The 20,590-nt window shown below is 63.7% G+C and carries 18 protein-coding genes; 5 read left to right on the top strand and 13 right to left on the bottom strand.

The features are described 5' to 3' along the window. Nucleotides 1–170: 170 nt before the first annotated feature. Nucleotides 171–1,346 (bottom strand): GGDEF domain-containing protein, encoded by a 1,176-nt coding sequence (locus tag SPHINGO391_RS10940; protein WP_152008858.1) that lies wholly within the window; start codon nt 1,344–1,346, stop codon nt 171–173. Between the two features lie 254 nt (nt 1,347–1,600). On the opposite strand from SPHINGO391_RS10940, the gene SPHINGO391_RS10945 reads away from it, so the two are divergent. Genes SPHINGO391_RS10945 through glp form a run of 5 tightly spaced genes read left to right on the top strand, consistent with a single transcriptional unit; the run spans nt 1,601 to nt 7,089 of the window. After that, nucleotides 1,601–3,490, top strand: a complete 1,890-nt coding sequence (locus SPHINGO391_RS10945) for a peptidylprolyl isomerase (protein ID WP_152008859.1) — start codon at nt 1,601–1,603, stop codon at nt 3,488–3,490. Between the two features lie 27 nt (nt 3,491–3,517). Next, the gene (gene trpD, locus SPHINGO391_RS10950; protein ID WP_152008860.1) at nt 3,518–4,552 is read left to right on the top strand and encodes an anthranilate phosphoribosyltransferase; all 1,035 of its coding nucleotides are present in this window, start codon (nt 3,518–3,520) and stop codon (nt 4,550–4,552) included. Between the two features lie 4 nt (nt 4,553–4,556). Next, nucleotides 4,557–5,372: an indole-3-glycerol phosphate synthase TrpC gene (gene trpC, locus SPHINGO391_RS10955; RefSeq protein ID WP_152008861.1), complete on the top strand. Its 816-nt coding sequence runs from the start codon at nt 4,557–4,559 to the stop codon at nt 5,370–5,372. Beyond that, nucleotides 5,373–5,867, top strand: coding sequence for a cyclic pyranopterin monophosphate synthase MoaC (gene moaC / locus SPHINGO391_RS10960; RefSeq protein WP_152008862.1), 495 nt, complete (start codon nt 5,373–5,375; stop codon nt 5,865–5,867). It begins immediately after the preceding gene. Nucleotides 5,868–5,877: 10 nt separating this feature from the next. Further along, entirely contained in the window at nt 5,878–7,089 is a 1,212-nt protein-coding gene (glp, locus tag SPHINGO391_RS10965) for a gephyrin-like molybdotransferase Glp (RefSeq protein ID WP_152008863.1), read from the top strand. A gap of 30 nt (nt 7,090–7,119) precedes the next feature. Here the strand turns inward: glp and SPHINGO391_RS10970 are convergent, their stop codons facing one another. From SPHINGO391_RS10970 to SPHINGO391_RS11025, 12 genes are all read right to left on the bottom strand, one after another. Continuing rightward, nucleotides 7,120–8,304 (bottom strand): NADH:flavin oxidoreductase/NADH oxidase, encoded by a 1,185-nt coding sequence (locus SPHINGO391_RS10970; RefSeq protein ID WP_152008864.1) that lies wholly within the window; start codon nt 8,302–8,304, stop codon nt 7,120–7,122. Between the two features lie 75 nt (nt 8,305–8,379). Continuing rightward, nucleotides 8,380–10,020 (bottom strand): NAD(P)/FAD-dependent oxidoreductase, encoded by a 1,641-nt coding sequence (locus SPHINGO391_RS10975; RefSeq protein WP_152008865.1) that lies wholly within the window; start codon nt 10,018–10,020, stop codon nt 8,380–8,382. Between the two features lie 97 nt (nt 10,021–10,117). Further along, nucleotides 10,118–11,050 (bottom strand): branched-chain amino acid ABC transporter permease, encoded by a 933-nt coding sequence (locus tag SPHINGO391_RS10980; protein WP_152008866.1) that lies wholly within the window; start codon nt 11,048–11,050, stop codon nt 10,118–10,120. Then, nucleotides 11,050–11,931, bottom strand: a complete 882-nt coding sequence (locus SPHINGO391_RS10985) for a branched-chain amino acid ABC transporter permease (RefSeq protein WP_152008867.1) — start codon at nt 11,929–11,931, stop codon at nt 11,050–11,052. Before SPHINGO391_RS10985 ends, SPHINGO391_RS10980 begins: the two co-directional genes overlap by 1 nt. Before the next feature lie 6 nt (nt 11,932–11,937). Beyond that, nucleotides 11,938–12,657 carry an ABC transporter ATP-binding protein gene (locus SPHINGO391_RS10990; RefSeq protein WP_152008868.1) on the bottom strand — a complete coding sequence of 240 codons (720 nt, stop codon included), beginning with the start codon at nt 12,655–12,657 and terminating at the stop codon, nt 11,938–11,940. Beyond that, complete coding sequence (locus SPHINGO391_RS10995) at nt 12,647–13,447, bottom strand: ABC transporter ATP-binding protein (protein ID WP_152008869.1); 801 nt, start codon at nt 13,445–13,447, stop codon at nt 12,647–12,649. The genes SPHINGO391_RS10990 and SPHINGO391_RS10995 overlap by 11 nt, the downstream gene beginning before the upstream one ends. A 27-nt stretch (nt 13,448–13,474) precedes the next feature. After that, complete coding sequence (locus SPHINGO391_RS11000; protein ID WP_152008870.1) at nt 13,475–14,638, bottom strand: acyl-CoA dehydrogenase family protein; 1,164 nt, start codon at nt 14,636–14,638, stop codon at nt 13,475–13,477. Then, the gene (locus SPHINGO391_RS11005; RefSeq protein WP_152008871.1) at nt 14,638–15,417 is read right to left on the bottom strand and encodes an enoyl-CoA hydratase/isomerase family protein; all 780 of its coding nucleotides are present in this window, start codon (nt 15,415–15,417) and stop codon (nt 14,638–14,640) included. Before SPHINGO391_RS11005 ends, SPHINGO391_RS11000 begins: the two co-directional genes overlap by 1 nt. Nucleotides 15,418–15,428: 11 nt before the next feature. Further along, nucleotides 15,429–16,553, bottom strand: coding sequence for an acyl-CoA dehydrogenase family protein (locus SPHINGO391_RS11010; RefSeq protein WP_152008872.1), 1,125 nt, complete (start codon nt 16,551–16,553; stop codon nt 15,429–15,431). Between the two features lie 45 nt (nt 16,554–16,598). Next, complete coding sequence (locus SPHINGO391_RS11015; protein WP_152008873.1) at nt 16,599–18,227, bottom strand: long-chain-fatty-acid--CoA ligase; 1,629 nt, start codon at nt 18,225–18,227, stop codon at nt 16,599–16,601. 175 nt (nt 18,228–18,402) lie between these two features. Next, nucleotides 18,403–19,983: a glucose 1-dehydrogenase gene (locus tag SPHINGO391_RS11020; protein WP_152008874.1), complete on the bottom strand. Its 1,581-nt coding sequence runs from the start codon at nt 19,981–19,983 to the stop codon at nt 18,403–18,405. 19 nt (nt 19,984–20,002) lie between these two features. Continuing rightward, complete coding sequence (locus SPHINGO391_RS11025) at nt 20,003–20,509, bottom strand: flavin reductase family protein (protein WP_193217259.1); 507 nt, start codon at nt 20,507–20,509, stop codon at nt 20,003–20,005. Nucleotides 20,510–20,590 lie beyond the last annotated feature (81 nt).

Consider the following 20,590-nt stretch of genomic DNA (forward strand, 5'->3'; position numbering starts at 1 on the left):
CAAGATCCTCTCCGTCAACTGCTCCACTGACACGGAGTGCATGCGCCGCCTCTGACGGCAGTGAAACCGTCACCCGTGTTATCCAGCGCCATTCTCCTGTACCCAGGTGACGCCAAGGCACACCGTTTCTCGGCATCAACACGGCGGGACGAGACGGCATGAACGGCAAGTCAGCGCTTCAAACGGAAAACCTTCTTCATCCTCATTTTTCTGTCGAATGCCTTGATCTGGTTGCGGCCATTGTTCTTGGCTTCATAAAGGGCCATGTCCGCATTGCTGTACAATTCCTCGGCGGTCTTGGCGTTGTGCACCATGCAAAGACCGAGCGTGATCGTGATACGGCCGCAATCGAGGCCGTCATAGTGGTTTTTCAGCGCGGTTTTCTCGATGACGAGGCGGATGCGATCCGCTATGCCCGTGGCGATTTCCTGATTTGTGTCAGTGAGAACAATGGCGAACTCCTCGCCACCGGTACGGGCAACGAACACGTCGTCGCCAAGCGAACTCTTCATCACGTTCGCCACAACGCTCAACACGCGATCTCCGACCTGGTGACCATAGGTGTCGTTGAACATCTTGAAGTGATCGATGTCGGCGACCAGCAAAGCGTGCTGGCCATCGCTCTGCTGGTGGTTGTAAAGATCAGCCAGCCGCGCATCGAAGGCCCGCCGGTTGGACAGGCCGGTGATGGCATCAATGGTGGCGAGGCGCTTGTACTCTTCCAGTTCCGATCTGACCTGAGCCATCTCACTGGCGCACTCGACGAGTTGACGGACAACATCCTGGGCTTTTCCCATCGTGTCCCCTGTCGCCGAAGAAAGAGCCTTGACCAGTGCATCCACGGTATTGGGGCCGGACTCGGGCTTGCCGGAAACACGTGACGAGGTGTCGTCAAGCAGGTTGGAATAACGCTGCCTTTCGGCGCGATCCTGCCTGAGAAGGCGGATCACACCCTTCATCTCATCGGAGATACGCTCCCGGGTCTCTTCCACGACCCTCACACCATGATGATGCGGCAGGAACTTCTTGCCTATCTCATCAAGCTGGGTCTGACTTGGACGACGTCCGAGAGCGCCAAACTCGCGGATAAAGGCCGGGTCCGAGGTGTTGAGAAATTCCCACACAAGCGCGTAGTTGCGCGGCAGCGAGGAGATTCCCTGCTCCCGCATCTTGGTGATCACCGTTGCTGCGGGATCGATGCTTTCACTGTTTTGCAACTGAACCACGGAACGCTTCATGAAAGTGTGACTACAATATTTCGGATCTACATTTGACACCATATGTATTGAAAAACAGCTAATTTCGGCCCGGTGACGTACTGGTTGAGGGAGGCGTTTTGTTGGCAACGACCACCTAGACTGCAGCCGCACTTTTCTGCCCCGGACGGCTCCCGGCCGGATACGCAGTCCGCTTCGGGAAGCAGATCTGCCGCGCAACCGCCACCGCTCCCGCCCCGATCAGCAGCTGCTCCGGAGGCTTGTTAATCGACCTGCCCGCTCTTCATTTCGCCACCGGTTTGGTCTAAAGGGTCGGGTGAGAGATCTCGGGCTGGCTCCCATGCCGATCCGAGACCGATAATGTTGATGCCTCAGGAGCTTCGATGCTTGATATTCTGCGTAAGGGTGCCCAGGGTTGGGTTGCCAAATTCCTCCTCATTCTGCTGGTTGCGTCGTTCGGCGTGTGGGGCATCTCCGGATCGATCCTGAACGCGGGCAGCAATGCGGTGATCACCGTAGGCGAAACCGTGGTGACGCCCAACGAATTCCGCCTTGCCTACGACCGTCAGGTCGCCGTGGTGAGCCGCCAGCTTGGTCAGCGTCTGACCACGGAGCAGGCCCGAGCCTTCGGCATCGAGAACCAGGTCTATTCACAGCTGGTCGCCGGCGCGCTTCTCGACGAGCAGGCAAGGCTGATGAACCTCGGTCTTTCCGATGACCGGCTCGCTGCGCTGATCGCCGAGGACGCGGCCTTTCATGACTTCAACGGCAGGTTTGACCGCAACAATTTTCGCCGCGTGCTCAGTTCCGCGGGCATGACCGAGGAAGACTATCTCAGGAGCCGCGGCCAGGTGGCCGTCCGCACCCAGATCGTCGAGGCAGTGTCGGACGGCTTCTCAGCGCCCGAGGCGCTCATTGCGGCATTCGCCCAATATGATGCGGAGACCCGCGACGTCGATTACCTGTTGCTGACAAAATCCAGCATCGATCCCGTGGCAGCGCCCAGCGAAAGCGAATTGTCTTCCTATTTCGAGGAAAACAAGGCTCGCTATGCCGCGCCCGAGTACCGCAAGATCACCTATGTCAAACTCGAAAACGAGGATATTGCCGATCCGGCCGCAATCACTGCCGAGGCGGCACGGGCTGACTACGAGGCACGCAAGGATCGCTACACGACACCGGAGGTCCGGACCATCGACCAGCTGGTGTTTGCCGATCGCGCGGCGGCCGATGCCGCCGCGGCAGCGCTGGCCGACGGCAAGAGCTTTGACGAACTGGTTACCGAACAGGGCCGCACGGCCAGCGACGTCCGGATCGGAAGCTTCGCCAGGAATACGGTGCCCGATCAGTCTCTGGCTGAAGCGGTTTTTGCGGTGAGCGAGGCCGGCGGCACCACACCGGTGGTCGACGGTCAGTTCGGCCCGGTCATCCTCCGGGTTTCCGAGGTCACGCCTGAATCCTCCAAGAGCTTCGAAGAAGTCGAAGCCGAAATCCGTGAGCAACTGGCGCTGGCGGAGGCCGCGCAGGTATTGCTCGACGTGCATGACGCCTACGAGGATGCGCGTGCGAGCGGCATGACGCTGCCAGAAGCGGCGGCACAGCAGAAACTCACCCCGGTAACGGTCGAGGCCATCGACCGCAGCGGCCAGACGCCTGACGGAACCGTCGTGCGCGACATCCCGGAATCGCAGGCGCTGCTGCGCGACGCTTTTGAGGCCGAAACCGGCGTCGAAACACCGCCGATCAACATTGGCGCCGAAGGCTTTGTCTGGTTTGAGGTCAATGACGTCACGCCAGCAAGGGACCGCACCCTTGACGAGGTGCGCGACCGGGTTGTCACCGACTGGACCGCAATGAAGACCGCTGAAGCGCTTGGCACCAGGGCTACGGCGCTCAAGGAGCGTCTGGCTCAGGGCGCCGAGCTCTCCGCGATCGCCGAAGAACTGGCGGTTGCCGTCGAAACCAAATACGCGCTGACCCGCGACGGTGCGGACGCCGTATTTGGCGAGGCTGCGGTGGCGTCCGCCTTCTCGGGCCCGAATGGCCTGGTCGAGGTTGCCAATGACGCGTCGGGGGAAAACCGGATCCTGCTCAAGGTGACTTCGGTCAACGACGCCTCAACCGTGACCGCGGATTCGGTCTCGGTCGAACAGCGGCGCCAGGTGTCTCAGCAGATCGCCGACGACATTCTCGACCAGATGGTTGCGCGGCTTCAGTCCGACTACGGCGTGTCGGTCAACCGTCAGCTGGCCGAACGCGCGCTGGCATTCTGAGGAACACGAAAACGGGGGTCGACCGCAATGGCTGATCTGAAGTCCTTCATCGCCAAGGTGGCCGACGGTCAGGCGCTCGACCGGAACGAAGCCCGCTCTGCATTCGGCGTGATGATGTCGGGTGACGCCACGCCCTCCCAGATCGGCGGCTTCCTGATGGCTCTCAGGGTCCGCGGCGAAAGCGTCGACGAGATCTACGGCGCGGTCAGCGTGATGCGCGAGAAGATGCTGCCGGTCAAGGCGCCCGCCGATGCAGTCGATATCGTGGGAACCGGCGGCGATGCGTCGGGCACCTACAATGTTTCAACGGCGGCGGCCTTCATCACCGCCGGCGCCGGGGTCAAGGTGGCCAAGCATGGCAATCGGGCTCTGTCCTCGAAGTCAGGCACGGCTGATGCTCTTTCTGCGCTCGGGATTTCGCTCGAGCTTGCCCCGAAAGGCATCTCGGCCTGTATCGAGGAGGCTGGCCTCGGCTTCATGTTCGCCCCGGCGCATCATTCGGCGATGCGGCATGTCGGACCGAGCCGGGTGGAACTCGGCACCCGCACGATCTTCAACCTGCTTGGCCCGCTCTCCAACCCGGCCGGCGTGAAGAAGCAGTTGCTGGGCGTGTTCTCAGCGCACTGGCTCGATCCGCTGGCACAGGTGCTGCGCGATCTCGGTTCGCAGACAGTGTGGGTGGTGCATGGCGACGGCCTTGACGAGATGACCACCACCGGCGTGTCCCAGGTTCATGCGCTGGAGAACGGCCAGATCCGCACATTCGAGGTTACCCCGGAAGAGCTTGGCCTGACCCGGGTTCCGCTGAGCCAGCTCAAGGGCGGCGACGGCGTCGCCAATGCGGCGGCGCTGAAGCGGGTGCTGGAAGGCGAGAAGAACGCCTATCGCGACATCGCGGTGCTGAATGCCGCCGGCGCGCTGGTGATCGCCGGGAAAGCCCAGGGCTTGCGCGAAGGCATCGCCATCGCCGCACAGTCGATTGACAGTGGCGCAGCACTCGAAGCGCTGAGCAGGCTGGTGAGCGTGTCGCAGGCGCATGCGCCGGCACCGAAGGCAGGGTGAGACGATGAGCGATATTCTCAACCGCATAGAGGCCTACAAGCGCGATGAGATCGCCGCTGCCAAGGCCGCCATCCCGTTTGAAGAGATCAAGGCGCGCGCCCGCGATGCGGACAGCCCACGCGATTTCATCGGGGCGATCGAGGCAAAGCACCGTGCCGGCGGCTACGGGCTCATCGCCGAGATCAAGAAGGCCAGTCCATCCAAGGGGTTGATCCGCGCGGATTTCGACCCGCCATCGCTGGCCAGCGCTTACGAGGCCGGGGGCGCGGCCTGTCTTTCCGTGCTGACCGATGCGCCGTCGTTCCAGGGTGCGCCTGAATTCCTGACCGCCGCACGTGCTGCCTGCGCCCTGCCGGCGCTGCGCAAGGATTTCATGTTCGATGTCTACCAGGTGCACGAGGCGCGCGCCTGGGGCGCCGACGCGATCCTGATCATCATGGCCTCGCTCGACGACGATGACGCGAGAAGGCTCGAAGACGAGGCGCATGCGCTCGGCATGGCGGCGCTGATCGAGGTGCATGACGAGGCCGAGACGGAACGGGCGCTGAAGCTCGACAGCCGGCTGATCGGCGTCAACAACCGCAACCTGCGCACCTTCGAGGTGTCGCTGACGAATTCCGAGCGGCTGGCGCCGATGGTGCCCAGTGACCGGATCCTGGTCGGCGAAAGCGGAATCGGCTCGTTCGCCGACTGCCAGCGGCTTGAAAAATCAGGCGTTTCCACCTTCCTTGTGGGCGAAAGCCTGATGCGGCAGGCCGACGTGACGGCGGCCACCAAGGCGCTGTTGACCGGCGCGGTCGCAAACGCGGCGGCGGAATGAATGGCTGACGAGAGCCCCCCGCGCCTGACCCATCTTGCCGAGGACGGCTCGGCCGCCATGGTCGATGTCGGCGACAAGGCCGACACGGTCCGGATTGCCGAGGCCATCGGCCATGTTCGGATGAAACCAGAAACACTCGCACTGATTCTGGCCGGAAACATGAAGAAGGGCGACGTGATCGGTGCGGCACGGATCGCCGGGATCATGGCCGCCAAGCAGACCGCCAATCTCATTCCGCTCTGCCATCCGCTGGCGCTGACCAAGGTCAGCGTCGAGATCGAGCCAGATGAGGCACTGCCGGGCCTCCGCGTGCGGGCGCTTGCCAAGCTCACCGGCAAGACAGGGGTCGAGATGGAGGCCCTCACCGCCGTCTCCGTGACCTGCCTGACCATCTATGACATGGCCAAGGCGGTGGATCGGGGCATGGAGATCGACGGCATCAAGGTGCTGGCGAAGTCGGGCGGAAAATCCGGCGACTGGAAACTCGACACCTGAAGGAAACATCATGGCGCTGATGCCGGTTGACGAAGCCCTGACGCGGATCCTGGACGGCGCTGCCCCCGCGGCCAACACCGAGATTCTGCCTCTCGCGGAAGGCGGCGGGCGCGTTCTTGCCCGCGATCTCCTGGCCTTGCGGACACAGCCACCCTTCGCAGCCTCGGCGATGGACGGCTACGCAGTGCGCGCGAGCGAGGCGGTGACCGGCGCCAAACTCAGGCTGCAGGGTGAATCTGCCGCAGGCCACGGATTCGACGCCCCCCTTGCCCCGGGCTCGACCATCCGCATTTTTACCGGAGCCCCGGTGCCCGAGGGCGCGGACACGGTGCTGATCCAGGAAGATACCGAGCGGCTCGATGACGGTCTGGTGCTGGTCATGCAAGCCCCCGAGGCCGGTCGCAACATAAGGCCCGCCGGCGTCGATTTCACGGAAGGCAGAACCGGGCTCGCAAGAGGCCGCGTGCTCGATGCAGGCGCCATTACGCTCGCCGCAGCGATGAACCATGCCGAGCTGCCGATCATCCGCAAGCCGCGGGTCGCAATTCTTGCCACCGGCGACGAGTTGCGCCTGCCGGGCCAGACACTTGGCCCGGGCCAGATCATCGCTTCGAACACCTTCGGTATCGCCGCGCTGGCGCGCGGTGCCGGCGCCGACGTCATCGACCTCGGTATTGCCGCCGACCGGCTGGACGCGCTCGACGAGGCGCTGGATACGGCGCTGGCGCACGAGGTCGACGTGCTGGTGACGATCGGCGGCGCTTCGGTTGGCGACCATGACCTGGTCCAGAAGGCGCTGACCGGCCGCGGCATGGCGCTCGATTTCTGGAAGATCGCGATGCGGCCGGGCAAGCCGCTGATGTCGGGCAATCTGGGCAAGCTGCGGGTGCTGGGGCTGCCTGGAAACCCGGCCTCGAGCCTGGTCTGCGCGCACCTGTTCCTCGAGCCGCTGATTGCGCGGCTGGCCGGACGGCCCGACCCTGACCGCAAGAGAACCGCGCGGCTTGGCAATGACCTGCCGGAAAACGATCAGCGCCAGGACTATCTGCGCGGCGATCTTGAGATCGATGCAGAAGGCCGGCTGTTTGCCATCCCGTCGGCGCAGCAGGATTCCTCGCTGATGACGGTGTTCGCCGACGCCCGCTGCCTGATCATCAGGCCGCCCTTCGCGCCCGCGGCCAGGGCCGGATCGATCTGCGAGGTACTGGTTTTGCGGCCCTGACCGCCCTGGTCAGTTCCGGGCAAACCATGGCTATGTTGCTGGCCGGTCCCAACCTGCACCTGATGCGGGCCGGTCGACCTGGCGGGTGGCCTTGACCGGTTGCGCGTCGGGATGAACCAACGGAAAGCCGAGCCAGTTGTTGGGCCGGGCGCGCAGATATTGCGGCGCGTAGTCGACATCGACGCCAAGCCGGGCGGCGGCATGCAGACCCCAGCGGGGATTGTCGAGCATGGCCCGGCCAATGGCCACCAGATCGGCCTTTTCCTCGCTCACAATCTCTTCGGCGAGCTCCGGCGTGGCAATAAGCCCGACGGCCATGGATACAAGCCTCGTATGCTTCTTGATCAGCGTGGCGAAATCGACCTGATGGCCGGGGGTGGCCGCCGGGATCTTCGATCCGGGCGCCAGGTTGCCCGCCGACATCACAACATAGTCGACACCCAGCGCTTCGAGTTGCCGGGCAAAGGCGACGGCCTCGTCGATACTCTGTCCGTCAGGATGCCAGTCGGTGGAATTGACCCTGACGCCGAGCGCCTTTTGCTTCGGCCAGACCGCCCTGACCGCGCGCACCACTTCGAGCGGAAACCGCATGCGGTTCTCCATCGAGCCGCCATAGGCGTCGGTGCGGTGGTTGGTGACCGGCGACAGGAACTGGTGCAGCAGATAGCCGTGCGCCGCGTGGATCTCGAGAACATCGAAGCCGGCCCGGCCGGCGCGGACGGCGGCGTCGACAAAGGATTGTGTTACGCGGGCAATGTCGTCCGCATCCATTGCTTTTGGCGTGTGCCAGGTCTCGTCATAGCCGAAGGCGGAGGGACCGAAGGTCTGCCAGGCCCCCTCCTCCGGTGGCAGCGATTCGCCCTTGTTGCGATCGCGGATCGATCGGCAGGAAGCGCGGCGGCCGGCATGGCCGAGCTGGATGCCGATTGCCGCATCCGACAGTTTTCTCGCCTCGGAGACCAGCGACGAAAGCGCCGCCTCGTGCTCGTCGGTGTAGAGCCCGAGACAGCCGTGGGTAATCCGCCCCGCCGCCTCGGTGGCGGTGGCTTCCATGATGACAAGGCCGGCGCCCGAGAGCATCAGCCCGCCGACATGGATCAGGTGCCAGGGCTGCGCCAGCCCCTCGACGGCGCTGTACTGGCACATCGGCGACACGACGATGCGGTTGGCGAGCGAAACGCCGCCCATCTCAAATGGCTGAAACAGTGCGCTCAACGCTGCACCTCCTTCAATCTGTATCGGGTCGCGGGCAAGCCGGAATCTGGCCGGATGCTGCCCGAAACATCGTTGTCAGGCTTCGGCGTTCTGCCGCGCCGGCTCGAAAGCGAGCTCGGGGTAGCCGCCGGTCTTGGCCGCGGCACAGGCTTCGGCATATTTGTTGAAACCGCCGATGAACATGGTCAGGCCCTGCGACTTGCCCTCGACATTGGCGCCGACCCACCAGGTCTTGGCCTTTCGCACCAGCGACATGGCGGCAAGATTGACGACGACATCCATCCAGCGCGCCTCGCCCGCCTCCGTCGCCTCGACGACGCGCTGATCGTTGTCTTCCATGTGGGTGATCAAGTCGGCGATCCAGTCGACATCGTGTTCGCTGATGGTGATGATGTTGGCGAGTGCCGCCGGCCCGTTGGGACCGCAGGTCAGGAACATGTTGGGGAAACCTTCGACCATCAGCCCGAGATAGGACTGGGCGCCGCCCTGCCACTTGTCGTTGATCGAGCGGCCGTCGCGGCCCTCGACCCGGAACGCCATCAGCGCGCCGGTGAGCGCGTCATAACCGGTGGCGAAGATGATCATGTCGAGCTCGACCTCGCCGGCCTCGGTGCGAATGCCGTTTTCGGTGATCTCGACGATCGGATCCTTGAGGCAGTCCTTGAGGTGGACATTGGGCAGGTTGTAGGTCTCGTAGTACTCGGTATCGAGACAGGGCCGGCGGGCGAAGACCGGATAGCCGCGGGGTTTGAGCGCCTCTGCCGTGACCGGATCGTCGACGACTTCATCGATCTTGCCGCGGACAAATTCGGCGACCTGGTCGTTGGCCGCCTGGTTGACCAGGAGATCGGAGAACGAACCGAGGAAGGTGTGACCGCCATTGATCCAGGCCTGTTCCATGGTCTGGAGGCGCTGCTCCGGCGGCAGGCTGAAGTAGGGCCTGGAGGTAACGGGCCGCGTGCCGCCCGTCGGGTTGAGCCGCATCGCCGCCCGCATGCCGGGGTAATTGGCCTTCATCTCGGCCTGGTATTCGTCCGATATCGCGTGGTTGCGCATCGGCAGGCTCCAGCTGGGCGTGCGCTGATAGACATAGAGTTCGCCCGCCTGGCGGCCGACTTCCTGCACGATCTGGATGCCGGAAGAGCCGGTGCCGATTACGCCGACCCGCTTGCCGGTGAAGTCGACCTTCTCATGCGGCCATTTCTGCGCCCTGAAGATCTGGCCCCTGAACTTGCCGATCCCTTCGATCTCCGGATCCTTGGGGACGGACAAGGGGCCCGTCGCCATGATGCAATAGGGCGCCTCGACGATCTCGCCGCTTTCGAGCGTGGCGCGCCAGAGTTTTGCCTTGTCATCCCACACCGCGCTCTCGACCCGCGTGTCGAAGAGGTAATTGTCGCGCAGCTTCAGCTTGTCGGCGACGAAATTGGCGTAAGCCAGGATTTCCGGCTGGGCGGCGAATTGTTCCGACCAGCTCCATTCCTGCTGAATCTCGTCGGAGAAGCCGTAGCTGTAGTCGACGCTCATCAGGTCGCAGCGCGCGCCGGGATAGCGGTTCCAGTACCAGACGCCGCCGACATCGCCACCGGCCTCGATACCAAGGACGTTCTTGCCCATTTCGCGAAAGCGATAGACGGCGTACATGCCGCCGAAGCCAGCGCCAACTACGATGATGTCCACGTGTCTGGTGGCCGGGTTTCCTGTCTTGGCGTTCATCTCGATACCTCCGGTCTGACTTTTGAAATGCGGGTCTTGAAAGGGAGAGTGGCGGCGGGCAGCAGCCACACAGCACCATTGCGCCGGCCAGGGCGCATCACTTGCGCCCTCCGGCCTTGTAACGGCGGACAAATGCGCCGAGTTCGCCCACCACGCCACGCCTGAAGAACAGGATGACGGCGAGCAGGATGACGCCTTGCGAAATCAGCGCCCATTCGCCGAATTGCGCCAGATGGTCGTTGAGGCCGATGACGATTCCGGCGCCGACCATCGGGCCTGTCAGCGTGCCGAGGCCGCCAAGCAGCGTCATGAAGATGACCTCGCCCGAGACGTGCCACGAGACGTCCGTCAGGGTGGCGAACTGGAACACCGTGGCCTTCAGGCCGCCAGCCAGCCCGGCCATGCCGGCCGAGAGCGTCATTGCCACAAGCTTGTAGCGGTCGGGCTTGAAGCCCAGCGACTCCACCCTTGGCTCGTTGTCGCGGATTGCCTTGAGCACCTCGCCGAAGGGCGAATGGACGACGCGGTAGAAAAACGCGATCGACAGAACGGTCACGGCAAGGACGAAATAGTAGAAGGAGAAATTGTCCGACAGGTCGATGAAACCGAAGATCTCGGTGCGCGGAATGCGCTGCATCCCGTCCTCGCCGCCGGTGAACTCGGATTGCAGCAAGAGGAAGTAGACGAACTGCGCAATGGCAAAGGTGATCATGGCGAACTGGATGCCCGAGCGGCGCACAGCGACCAGGCCCACGAGGAAGCCCATCACGGCGCCGATCAGCATGCCGCCGATGATCGCGATCTCAAGCGAGACGCCGGTGGTCTTGAGGATATGCCCGGTGATGTAGGCCGCGGTGCCGAAGAACATAGCCTGGCCGAAGCTGAGCAGTCCAGCGTAGCCCAGAAGCAGGTTGAAGGAGGACGCGAAGATGACGAAGACGAGGATCGTCATCAGCGTCACCGAGTAGACGAAGAACGGTGCGATCAGCGCCAGAACGAGGATCGCGGCGAGGCCAAGATAGCGGCTCATCACGCGCCCTCCTTCTTTGAAAACAGGCCCTGCGGACGCAAAATCAGAGCCAGGATCATGATGACGAAGATCACCAGATTGGCGCCCTCTGGGTAGAACACCTTGGTCAGGCCCTCGACCACGCCGAGCAGGTAGCCGGTCAGGATGGCGCCCATGATCGAGCCCATGCCGCCAATCACCACGACCGCGAAGATGACGATCATCAGGCTCGACCCCATCGATGGCGACACCTGGTAGATCGGTGCTGCCAGCACCCCGCTCAGCCCCGCCAGACCGACGCCGAAGGCGTAGGTCAGCGTGATCATCCTGGGCACGTTGATGCCGAAGGATTCGACGATTTCGGGGTTTTCGTTGGCGGCCCTCAGATAGGCTCCGAGCTTGGTGTGCTCGATCAGGTACCAGGTGCCAAGGCACATGGCAAAGGAGAACAGCACCACCCAGAGCCGGTACCAGGGCAGGAACATGAAGCCCAGATTGACGCCACCGGGGATCGGCGACGAATAGGGCAATCCCGATGAGCCGTATTGCTGGCGGATCAATCCTTCGACGATCAGCGTCACCGCATAGGTGGCGAGCAGGCCATAAAGATGGTCGAGATGATGGATCGGCTTGAGCACCAGACGCTCCATCACCATGCCGAAGATGGCAACCACCACCGGCGCGATGAACAACGCGCCCCAGTAGTTGATGCCAAGCGTGTTGAGCAGCAGCCAGGCGATGAAGGCGCCGAGCATGTATTGCGCGCCGTGGGCGAAGTTGACCACATGCATCAGGCCGAAGATGATCGCCAGCCCCATCGAGAGCATGGCGTAGAAGGAACCGTTGATCAGACCGATCAGCAGCTGGCCCATGAGGAGTTGGATTGAAATGCCGTCGAACATCGCCGCTTACACTCCCAGATAGGTTTTGACGCGGGCCATGTTGGCCTGGAGCTGATCTGCCGCCAGGACATCGACGACCTGGCCGTGCTCGACCACGACGTGCCGGTCGGCGACCATCTGCGCGAATTTGAGGTTCTGCTCGACCAGCAGGATGGTGTAGCCACGCTGCTTGAGCCTCAGGATCTGCTGGCCGATCTCCTTGACGACAACAGGTGCCAGACCTTCGCTTGGTTCGTCGAGCAACAGGAAACGGCTGCCGGTGCGCAGGATCCGGGCAATTGCCAGCATCTGCTGTTCGCCGCCCGAGAGCATGGTGCCCATGCTGTTCTGCCGGGCGCGGAGATTGGGGAACTGTTCAAGCAGTTCCTCGTCGGAGGAGCCACCGGCACTCAGGACCGGCGGCAGGCCGAGGTTTTCCCGCACCGACAACGAGGCGAAGATCGCACGCTCCTCGGGGCAGTAGGCTATACCCTGGCGGGCGATCTCGTAGGTCTGCCTGCCGATCAGTTCCGCGCCCCTGAACCGGATCGAGCCCTTGCGCTTGCGCACGATCCCCATGATCGAGCGCAGCGTTGTCGACTTGCCCGCGCCGTTGCGGCCGATCAAGGTGACCAGTTCGCCTTCGGGAACCTCGAAATTCATTCCATGCAGGGCCTGGGATTCCGCGTACCAGGCGTTCAGGTTCTCAACCTGAAGCAGCGGGGCCTTTGCGGTCTCAGAGTTCATCGACGCCTCCCATGTAGGCACTGATCACATCCGGATTGCTGGACACTTCCGCATAGGTGCCTTCGGTCAGGACTTCGCCCTGCTTGAGCACGGTGATGCGCTCGCTCAAGCTGGAGACCACGGACAGGTTGTGCTCGATGATGACGATGGTGCGGTCCTTGCCGACCTTGGCGATCAACTCGGTGATCGGCTCGACATCCTCGTGCCCCATGCCCGCCGTGGGCTCATCGAGCAGCATCACCGAGGGATCGAGCGCCAGCGTGGTGGCGATCTCGAGCGCGCGTTTCTTGCCATAGGAGAGATCGGAGGCGGCTAGGCCAGCGCTGTCGCTGAGTCCCACTTCGCCGAGCAGCGCCATCGCGCGCTCGTTGAGCTCGGAGACAGCCCGCAGCGAGCGCCAAAAATGGAAGGAGCGCCCATATTTCGACTGCAGCGCGACGCGGACGTTTTCAAGGCAGGTCAGGTGCGGAAACGTCGCGGAAATCTGGAATGAGCGCACCAGGCCCTGTTGCGCCACCTCGGAGGTCGGAAGCCGCGAGATATCGCGACCCTCGAGCAGGATCTGCCCGGAGGTCGGCTGCAGCGCCTTGGTCAGCATGTTGAAGCAGGTGGTCTTGCCCGCACCGTTCGGCCCGATCAGCGCGTGCACCGACCCGCGCCTTATCTTGAGGTCGACATCCTTGACCGCGAAAAAGCCGCCGAAGGACTTGCTGATGCCCCGGGCTTCAAGGGCGTATTCGGGCGCGGGAGAACCTGCCTCCGCCGGACTTTGCTGCTCAGTGTGTTGCATGATCCGTCTTTCCTCCCTTGCAGCACATCAGGATGGCAACCCGAGCACGGCCTTGGCCAGAATTGTCCGCTGGATCTCGTTCGAGCCGCCGAAGATCGCCAGTGCGCGGGAATCGAGATAGAGGTTCATCGCGTCGACCTCACCGTTTCCGGCCGGCAGATCGTCGAGAAAGCGGGCCTCTTCGCCTGCAATATCAAGCGTTTCCTCGGTGATCTTCTGGTAGAGCTCGGAGCAGAAGATCTTCAGCACCGACACATCCGCGCCGAGCGTTCCATCGTCGCGCAACTGTTTGGCGAAACGCTCGAAGGCCGAACCGAGATCGTAGAGATCGAGCCGGAGCCGGGCGTAACGGGCCACGAAGGCGGGATCCTGGAAGGCACCGCGCGCCTCGGCGAGCTGTTCAAGCCGGGAAAGTGCCACTTCGGGCCGAGAAGGGGCGCCGAGGAAGATACGCTCGTGGCCGAGCACCGCCTTGGCGAGGTTCCAGCCCTTGTCGACCTCGCCGACCAGGTTTTCCGCCGGGACACGGACATTCTCGAAGAACACCTCGCAGAAATCGGCTTCCTGGCGCAAGTTCTCGATCGGTCGCACAGTGACGCCCGGCGAGGTCAGGTCGACCAGCAGCACGGTGATGCCCTTCTGCTTGACCTCCTCGTCGCGCGAGGTGCGGGTGAGAAGCAGGATCCAGTTGGCGCAGTGGGCGAGCGTGGTCCAGATCTTCTGGCCGTTGACGATGAAACTGTCACCCTCGCGCACCGCGGCGGTGCGCAGACTGGCGAGGTCGGAGCCGGCCCCGGGCTCGGAATAGCCCTGGCACCAGACATCCTCTCCCGAAAGGATGCGCGGCAGGTAATGCGCCTTCTGCGCCTCGGTGCCGAACTCGATCAGCAGCGGACCGACCAGCCCAATGCCGTGGTCTGGAATGCGCGGGCAGCCGAGCCGGGCCCATTCCTCGACATAGATGATGTGCTTGGCGGCATTGAGCCCCATTCCGCCGTATTCCTGTGGCCAGACCGGCGAGAGCCAGCCCTTTTCCGCCAGCGCGTGGTACCAGTCAGCGACCTCATCGAACACCGGCCGCTGCTTGCGCATGTTGCGCAAGCGCATGGGGCAGTTCTCGTCCACCCAGCTGCGGAAGATCTGCCGGAACTCGGCGTCGGAGAGGCTGTTCCAGTCCTGCTGCTCGGCCATCACAATTCGTCCTTGAACACCGGGGCGCGCTTTTCGACGAAGGCGCGCATGGCTTCCTTGCTGTCTTCGTGCCGGGTCATTTCGACCGTCAGGTTTTGCTCGAAGCGGTAGCCGTCCTTCAGTCCCATGGTCTCGACGGTGTTGATGGCACGCTTGGCAAGGCGGATCGCGGCCGGGCTCTTCGACGCGATGTTGCGGGCAATTTCCATTGCGGTGTCCATCAGCTCCTCGGGCTCGACGCAGGCCTCGATCAGGCCGCGGCGGTAGAGTTCTTCCGCAGGCACCCGCCAGCCGGTGAGCACCATCCGGCGGGTCAGGCCCTGCGGGAAGACGCGCATTGTGTGGCGGACGCCGCCCATCAGGCCGATGTCTATCTCCGGCAGGCCAAAGGAGGCATTCTTGGAGGCAACGATCATGTCGCTGCAGATAGCAAGCCCCATGCCGGCGCCGAGCGCGACGCCGTTGACGGCGGCAATCACCGGGATGTTCATCTCGATGATGACGAAGCCGACTTCACGGGCGCGGCGCAGATGCCGGTTGGTGTCGCCGGGCACGCCCTGGCCAACCTTGGCGCGAGACTTGATGTCGGCGCCGGCGCAGAAACACTTGCCCGCGCCGGTGAGCACCACCACCCGCACGCCCGGGGTCTCGTTGAGCTCGTCAAAGACCGAGATCAGTTCCTCGACGAATTCCCGGCTCTGCGCATTGACCGGCGGCGCGTCCATGGTGACGACGGCGATATGGTCCTTGATGACGGTCTTGATCAGATTGTTTTCCATGTCCGGTTCCTTCAGGCTGCGCGCTCGAGCGCAACGAATTGCAGCCTGAGCTGCGCAGGGTTTCCAAGGGTGGCGTTGAGGTTGACGGCGCGCTTCATGAAAAGCCCGATGTCGCATTCATCGGTGAAGCCCATGGCGCCGTGCAGATGAATGGCCTTGCGGGTAATGTCGATGGCGGCATCGCCGGCGCGGGCCTTGGCGGCGAGCACCGCAAGCGCCGCAGGTTTGCCCGGTTCGTCGGTCAGTCGCTCGAGCGCATTGACGATGGCCGCGCAGGAGAATTCGGCGGCGCTCCACATGTCGACCAGCCGGTGCTGGATCGCCTGGAAGCTGGCAATCGGCTTGCCGAACTGCACCCGCTCCTTGGTGTAGTCCACCGTGGCTTCGAGCGCCTTCGACCCGGCCCCGGCGAGCTCGGCGGCCAGCGTCAGCCGTGTCGCCTGGATGGCGTCATCGAGCAGGCCATTGCCAAGCAGGCCGCGCGCCAGAACTTGTTCAGTAGCCACGTGGCATTCGGAAAACCGAACCTGCGCCAACGTGGCACCATCGACTGTCGGCCGTTCCGACACTGCGAGGCCTTCGGCTCCCGCCGGTACGCTGATCAGAATGCGCTCGTCATTGGACCGGGCGAGCACCAGGAAAACATCCGCCGACGCCGCCGCCACGACGAGATCGGCCGTGCCTGAAAGCGTCAGCCCGGCCGCATCTGCGGTCGCGGTGACCACGGCATATCCGCCATCGGTGGTCTGCCAGACGGGAGAAACGACCAGCGAGCCCGAGGTCAGTCCTTCGGCCAGCCGTGACCGTTCGGCGCTCGGTTCCGCACCGACAAGCAGGGTGCCCGAAAACACCGAGAGCTGCGCCAGCGGCTCGGTGATCAGCGCCCGGCCCAGGGCCTCGCTGAGGATCGCCTGTTCGCTCATGCCAAGGCCCGCGCCGCCGATATCCTCGGGCAGCATCAGGCCAAGCCAGCCGGCCTCGGCCATGGCCGACCAGATGTCGCGATCAAGATCCCGGCCCGCACCACGCCGCGCTCTGAGCGCCCTTGCGCCGTCGAAGCGCTGGGCGAAGGCCGCAACACTGTCGCGCAGCATGGCGAATGTGCCGTCCGGGTCTTCAAGGATGATTTCGGGCATGGTGCCTCCGTGGAAATGCGAATGGGTCGAGCGCTCGCGGCGCGGTCAGGCCGGCAGGACGTAATCGGCGAACTGTTCGCGCAGTTTCATCTTCTGCAGTTTCCCCGTCGCGGTGTGCGGCAGCTCGTCGACAAAGGCGACGTCATCGGGCAGCCACCACTTGACGACGCGCTCGGCGAGAAATTCGAGGATTTCGGGACCGGTGACCTCCGAACCCTGCTTGCGCACGACGATCAGCAACGGCCGCTCCTGCCAGCGCGGATGCGGGCGCGAGATGACCGCGGCTTCCTCGATTTCGGGATGCGCCATCGCGGCATTCTCAAGATCGATCGAGCTGATCCATTCGCCGCCCGACTTGATCACGTCCTTGGAGCGGTCGGTGATCTGGACGTAGCCGTCGGTGTCGAGCCGGGCGACATCGCCGGTCGAAAACCAGCCGTCCTTGTCGAGCACATCGCCGCCCTCGCCGCGGAAATAGCCGGCGGTGACCCAGGGGCCGCGCACCTGCAGATCGCCGGACTGGCCGCTTCCGGCCGGGATTTCGGACCCGTCCTCGCCAATCACGCGCAGCTCGACGCCGCACATGGCGCGGCCCTGCAGCACCTGGATGTCGACCTGTTTTTCGATCGGCAGGTCTCGGTGCTTGGGCAGGAGATTGCCGATGGTGGCCACAGGGCTGGTCTCGCTCATGCCCCAGGCCTGGATGACGAAGACGCCGATGCCATGGAACTTTTCGATGATGGTGCGGGGCGCCGCGGCCCCGCCGATGACGACTCGCTTGAGCGACAGGCGCGAGGGATCGGCTGAAGGATCGGATTCGAGGTGCTTGAAGAAACCCATCCAGACCGTCGGCACGCCGAGGCTGAAGCTGCAATTCTCCTCCACGGCAAGTTCGTAGAGGTTCTTGCCATCCAGATGCGGTCCCGGCAGCACCAGCTTGGCGCCGCACAAGGCAGATGCATAGGGCACGCCCCAGGCGTTGACATGAAACAGCGGCACGGCGAGCAGGGTGCTGTCGGCACTGCTCAGTTGCAGGCCGTCCACCTGGCAGACCAGCAGGGAATGAAGATAGGTCGAGCGGTGGCTGTAGAGCACGCCCTTCGGGTTGCCGGTGGTGCCGGAGGTGTAGCACAGCGAAGATGCCGCGTTTTCATCGAACACCGGCCATTCGTAATTGCCGTCCTGCTGCGCGATCAGGTCTTCGTAGGGTTCCGCCTGGGCGGGCATTCCGGCCATGTGGTCCGCGTCGGTCATGGCGATGAAGCGCCGGACGTGCGGCAGCGCTGGCGTCAGATCGCCGACCAGATCTGCGAAGGTGATGTCGAAGAACAGCACGCCGCTTTCGGCATGGTTGAGGATGTACTCGATCTGCTCGGGAAACAGCCGCGGGTTGACCGTGTGCAGCACCGCGCCGATGCCAGAGACGGCGAAATAGAGCTCAAAGTGACGATGGGTGTTCCAGGCAAGCGTGGCGACGCGGTCGCCGGGCTTGACGCCCATGGCGATGAGCGACTGGGCCATCTGTTTGGCGCGATGCGACAAAGTCCGGTAGTTGCTGCGGACTATTGTCTGCTCGCAGGTCTTCGAAACGATTTCCGTGTCCGGATGGTAGCGCCGCGCATGTTCAAGCAAGCTAGAAATCATAAGCGGCTGCGCCTGCATAAGGCCCTGCATACCAGTCTCCTCCCATGTAACCGCGGACAATGCCTCCCAGCAGTCCACATTCAGATTATCGGCACTGAGCGCGCGATGAGAAGGAAAACCTTCATCTGAAGGAGAGTTTCACAGATGTGAAGTTCCTTGCAGAACCTGGAGCGCGCGCCGGGTGATCCCCCGTTTGTCGTCGGCCCTATTGCCCGCCGTCGGACGCCTGTCCGGCATTGCCGAAAGAGGTCCAGCCGCCATCGACATAGAGGATGCCGCCATTGATATAGGACGCGGCCGGGGATGCCAGGAACAGCGCGGCCTCGGCGATGTCCTCGGGACGCCCCATGTCTCCGAGCGGGATCCGCTTGCGGATGGCATCGCTGTCGACCTTGCCCGACTGCTCGAGCGCGGCGACGCCCGGAGTGCGGATATAGCCCGGCGCCAGCGTGGCGCTGCGGATGCCCTTCTGGCCGAGTTCGGCGGCGAAGCAGCGCGTCAGGATGTCGATTGCCGCTTTCGACGCGCCATAGGCATGGCGCGGCGCGAACGGCAGGAATGTGTTGATCGAGCCCATGTTGAGGATAACCCCCGCCCTGCCCTGCATCAGCGCCAGGGCCGCCTTGGCGCACATGAAGGAACCGGCGAGATTGACGTCGAGCACGCGGCCGAGATCAGCCGTATCCTGCTCCATCGCCGGCTTGAACACATCGGCGATGGCGGCATTGTTGATCATCACGTCGACATGGCCGTACTGCTCGGCGATCTGTGCGAAGGCTCCCGCGACCGAGGTCTCGGAACTGATATCGGCCTCGATGGCGATATGCTCGTCGCCAAGCGCCTCGACCGCGTTGCGCACCGCCTCGCCGTCCCAGTCGATCAGCGCGACGTGATCGCCGTTTTCGGCGAAACGCTCCGCGATCGCCCGGCCGATGCCGTTGGCCGCGCCAGTGACGACAACAACACGCGGGTCTGCTGCGGGTTCAGGCCGTGCGAGCTCGGCCGCCGGCGTTCCATCGACCGGCGGATGGGCGGTTCCAGGCTGGTTGAACGACATCCAGCCGCCATCGGCCACCACCACCGACCCGGTCACATAGCGCGCCGCGTCGGAAGCGAGAAAGCCCGCGACGGAGGCGATCTCGTCGGAACGCCCGAGCCGGCCAACCGGGATACGCTGGCGTACCAGCGACAGATCCGCTTTTCCCTCGCGCTCAAGCGCTGCGACCATCGGGGTGCGAATGTAGCCCGGCGCGATCGCTGTCACCCTCACCTTGCGCGCCGCCCATTCGCAGGCCAGCGACTTGGTCATCGAGATCAGCGCCGCCTTCGAGGCGGCATAGGCATTGCGGCCTGGATTGCCCAGAACGCCGGCGAGCGAGGCCGTGTTGACGATGGCGCCGCCGTTTGCGGGCATCCGCCGAGCCGCCTCGCGCGCCATCACGAAGGGTCCGTAGAGATTGGTTCTGATGGCTTTACGAAACCCGGCCATGTCGGTCTCGAGCGTCGGCTGCATGGTCGGGCCAACGGCGGCGTTGTTCAGGAGCACGTCGACATGGTCGACGACCCCATCGATCTCATTGAACAGGGCCATGATGTTGGCTTCGTCGGAGAGGTCGCACTCAAAAGCATGATGCTGGTCGCCGAATTCCCTCACCGCATCGGCGAGGCCGCTTTGCGCCACATCGACGCCGATCAGCAGATCGCCGCGCCCGGCAAACTCCACCAGCATGGCGCGGCCGACGCCGCCTGCAGCACCTGTAATGATGACAACGCGGGGGGTGCTCATGTGCTTGTCCTCTACCGGTTCAGTCCTTGGACGCGAGGCGGCGGAAATAGCCGTCGCCATAGAGAAGGCCCTCGCCCTCATTGGAAATCATCGACACCACGCGGCCGAGAAACAGGCTGTGGCCGCCGCAGGTAACGACATCGACGAGGCGGCAATCAAAGGCGCTGACCGCGCCGTCGAGCAACGGTGCGCCGGTGGCCGCGATGAGCCATTTGCCTTCTGCAAAGAGCATCTCGCCTTCGGCTCCGCCGTCGGAAAACCGGCGCGCCATGCGCGCCTGGGTATCGGCGAGGAAACTGACGCCGAAGGCCTCGCAACGGGTGATGATCTGCGCCACGGCCGAATCCTGCTTGATACTGACAAGAAGGGTCGGCGGCTCCATCGTCGCAGAACAGACGGTGACAGCCGTCACGCCGTCGCGCTCTCCGCCGCAGGCGGCGGTCACCAGACCGACCGGCTGGACGATCGCGCGCATGCCGGCCAGATAGGCCTCGGTGGAAACGGTTTCAGCTCTGTTTGTCAGCACGTTATCCAAACCATGCTCCTGGAAATGTATCATTCAATTGCGCCACACCGCCAACGTGCAGCGAGATCGCGCGGGTTCGGA

It is taken from the genome of Hoeflea sp. EC-HK425, from assembly GCF_902498795.1.
In the GTDB taxonomy this organism is placed as follows: Bacteria; Pseudomonadota; Alphaproteobacteria; order Rhizobiales; family Rhizobiaceae; genus Hoeflea; species Hoeflea alexandrii.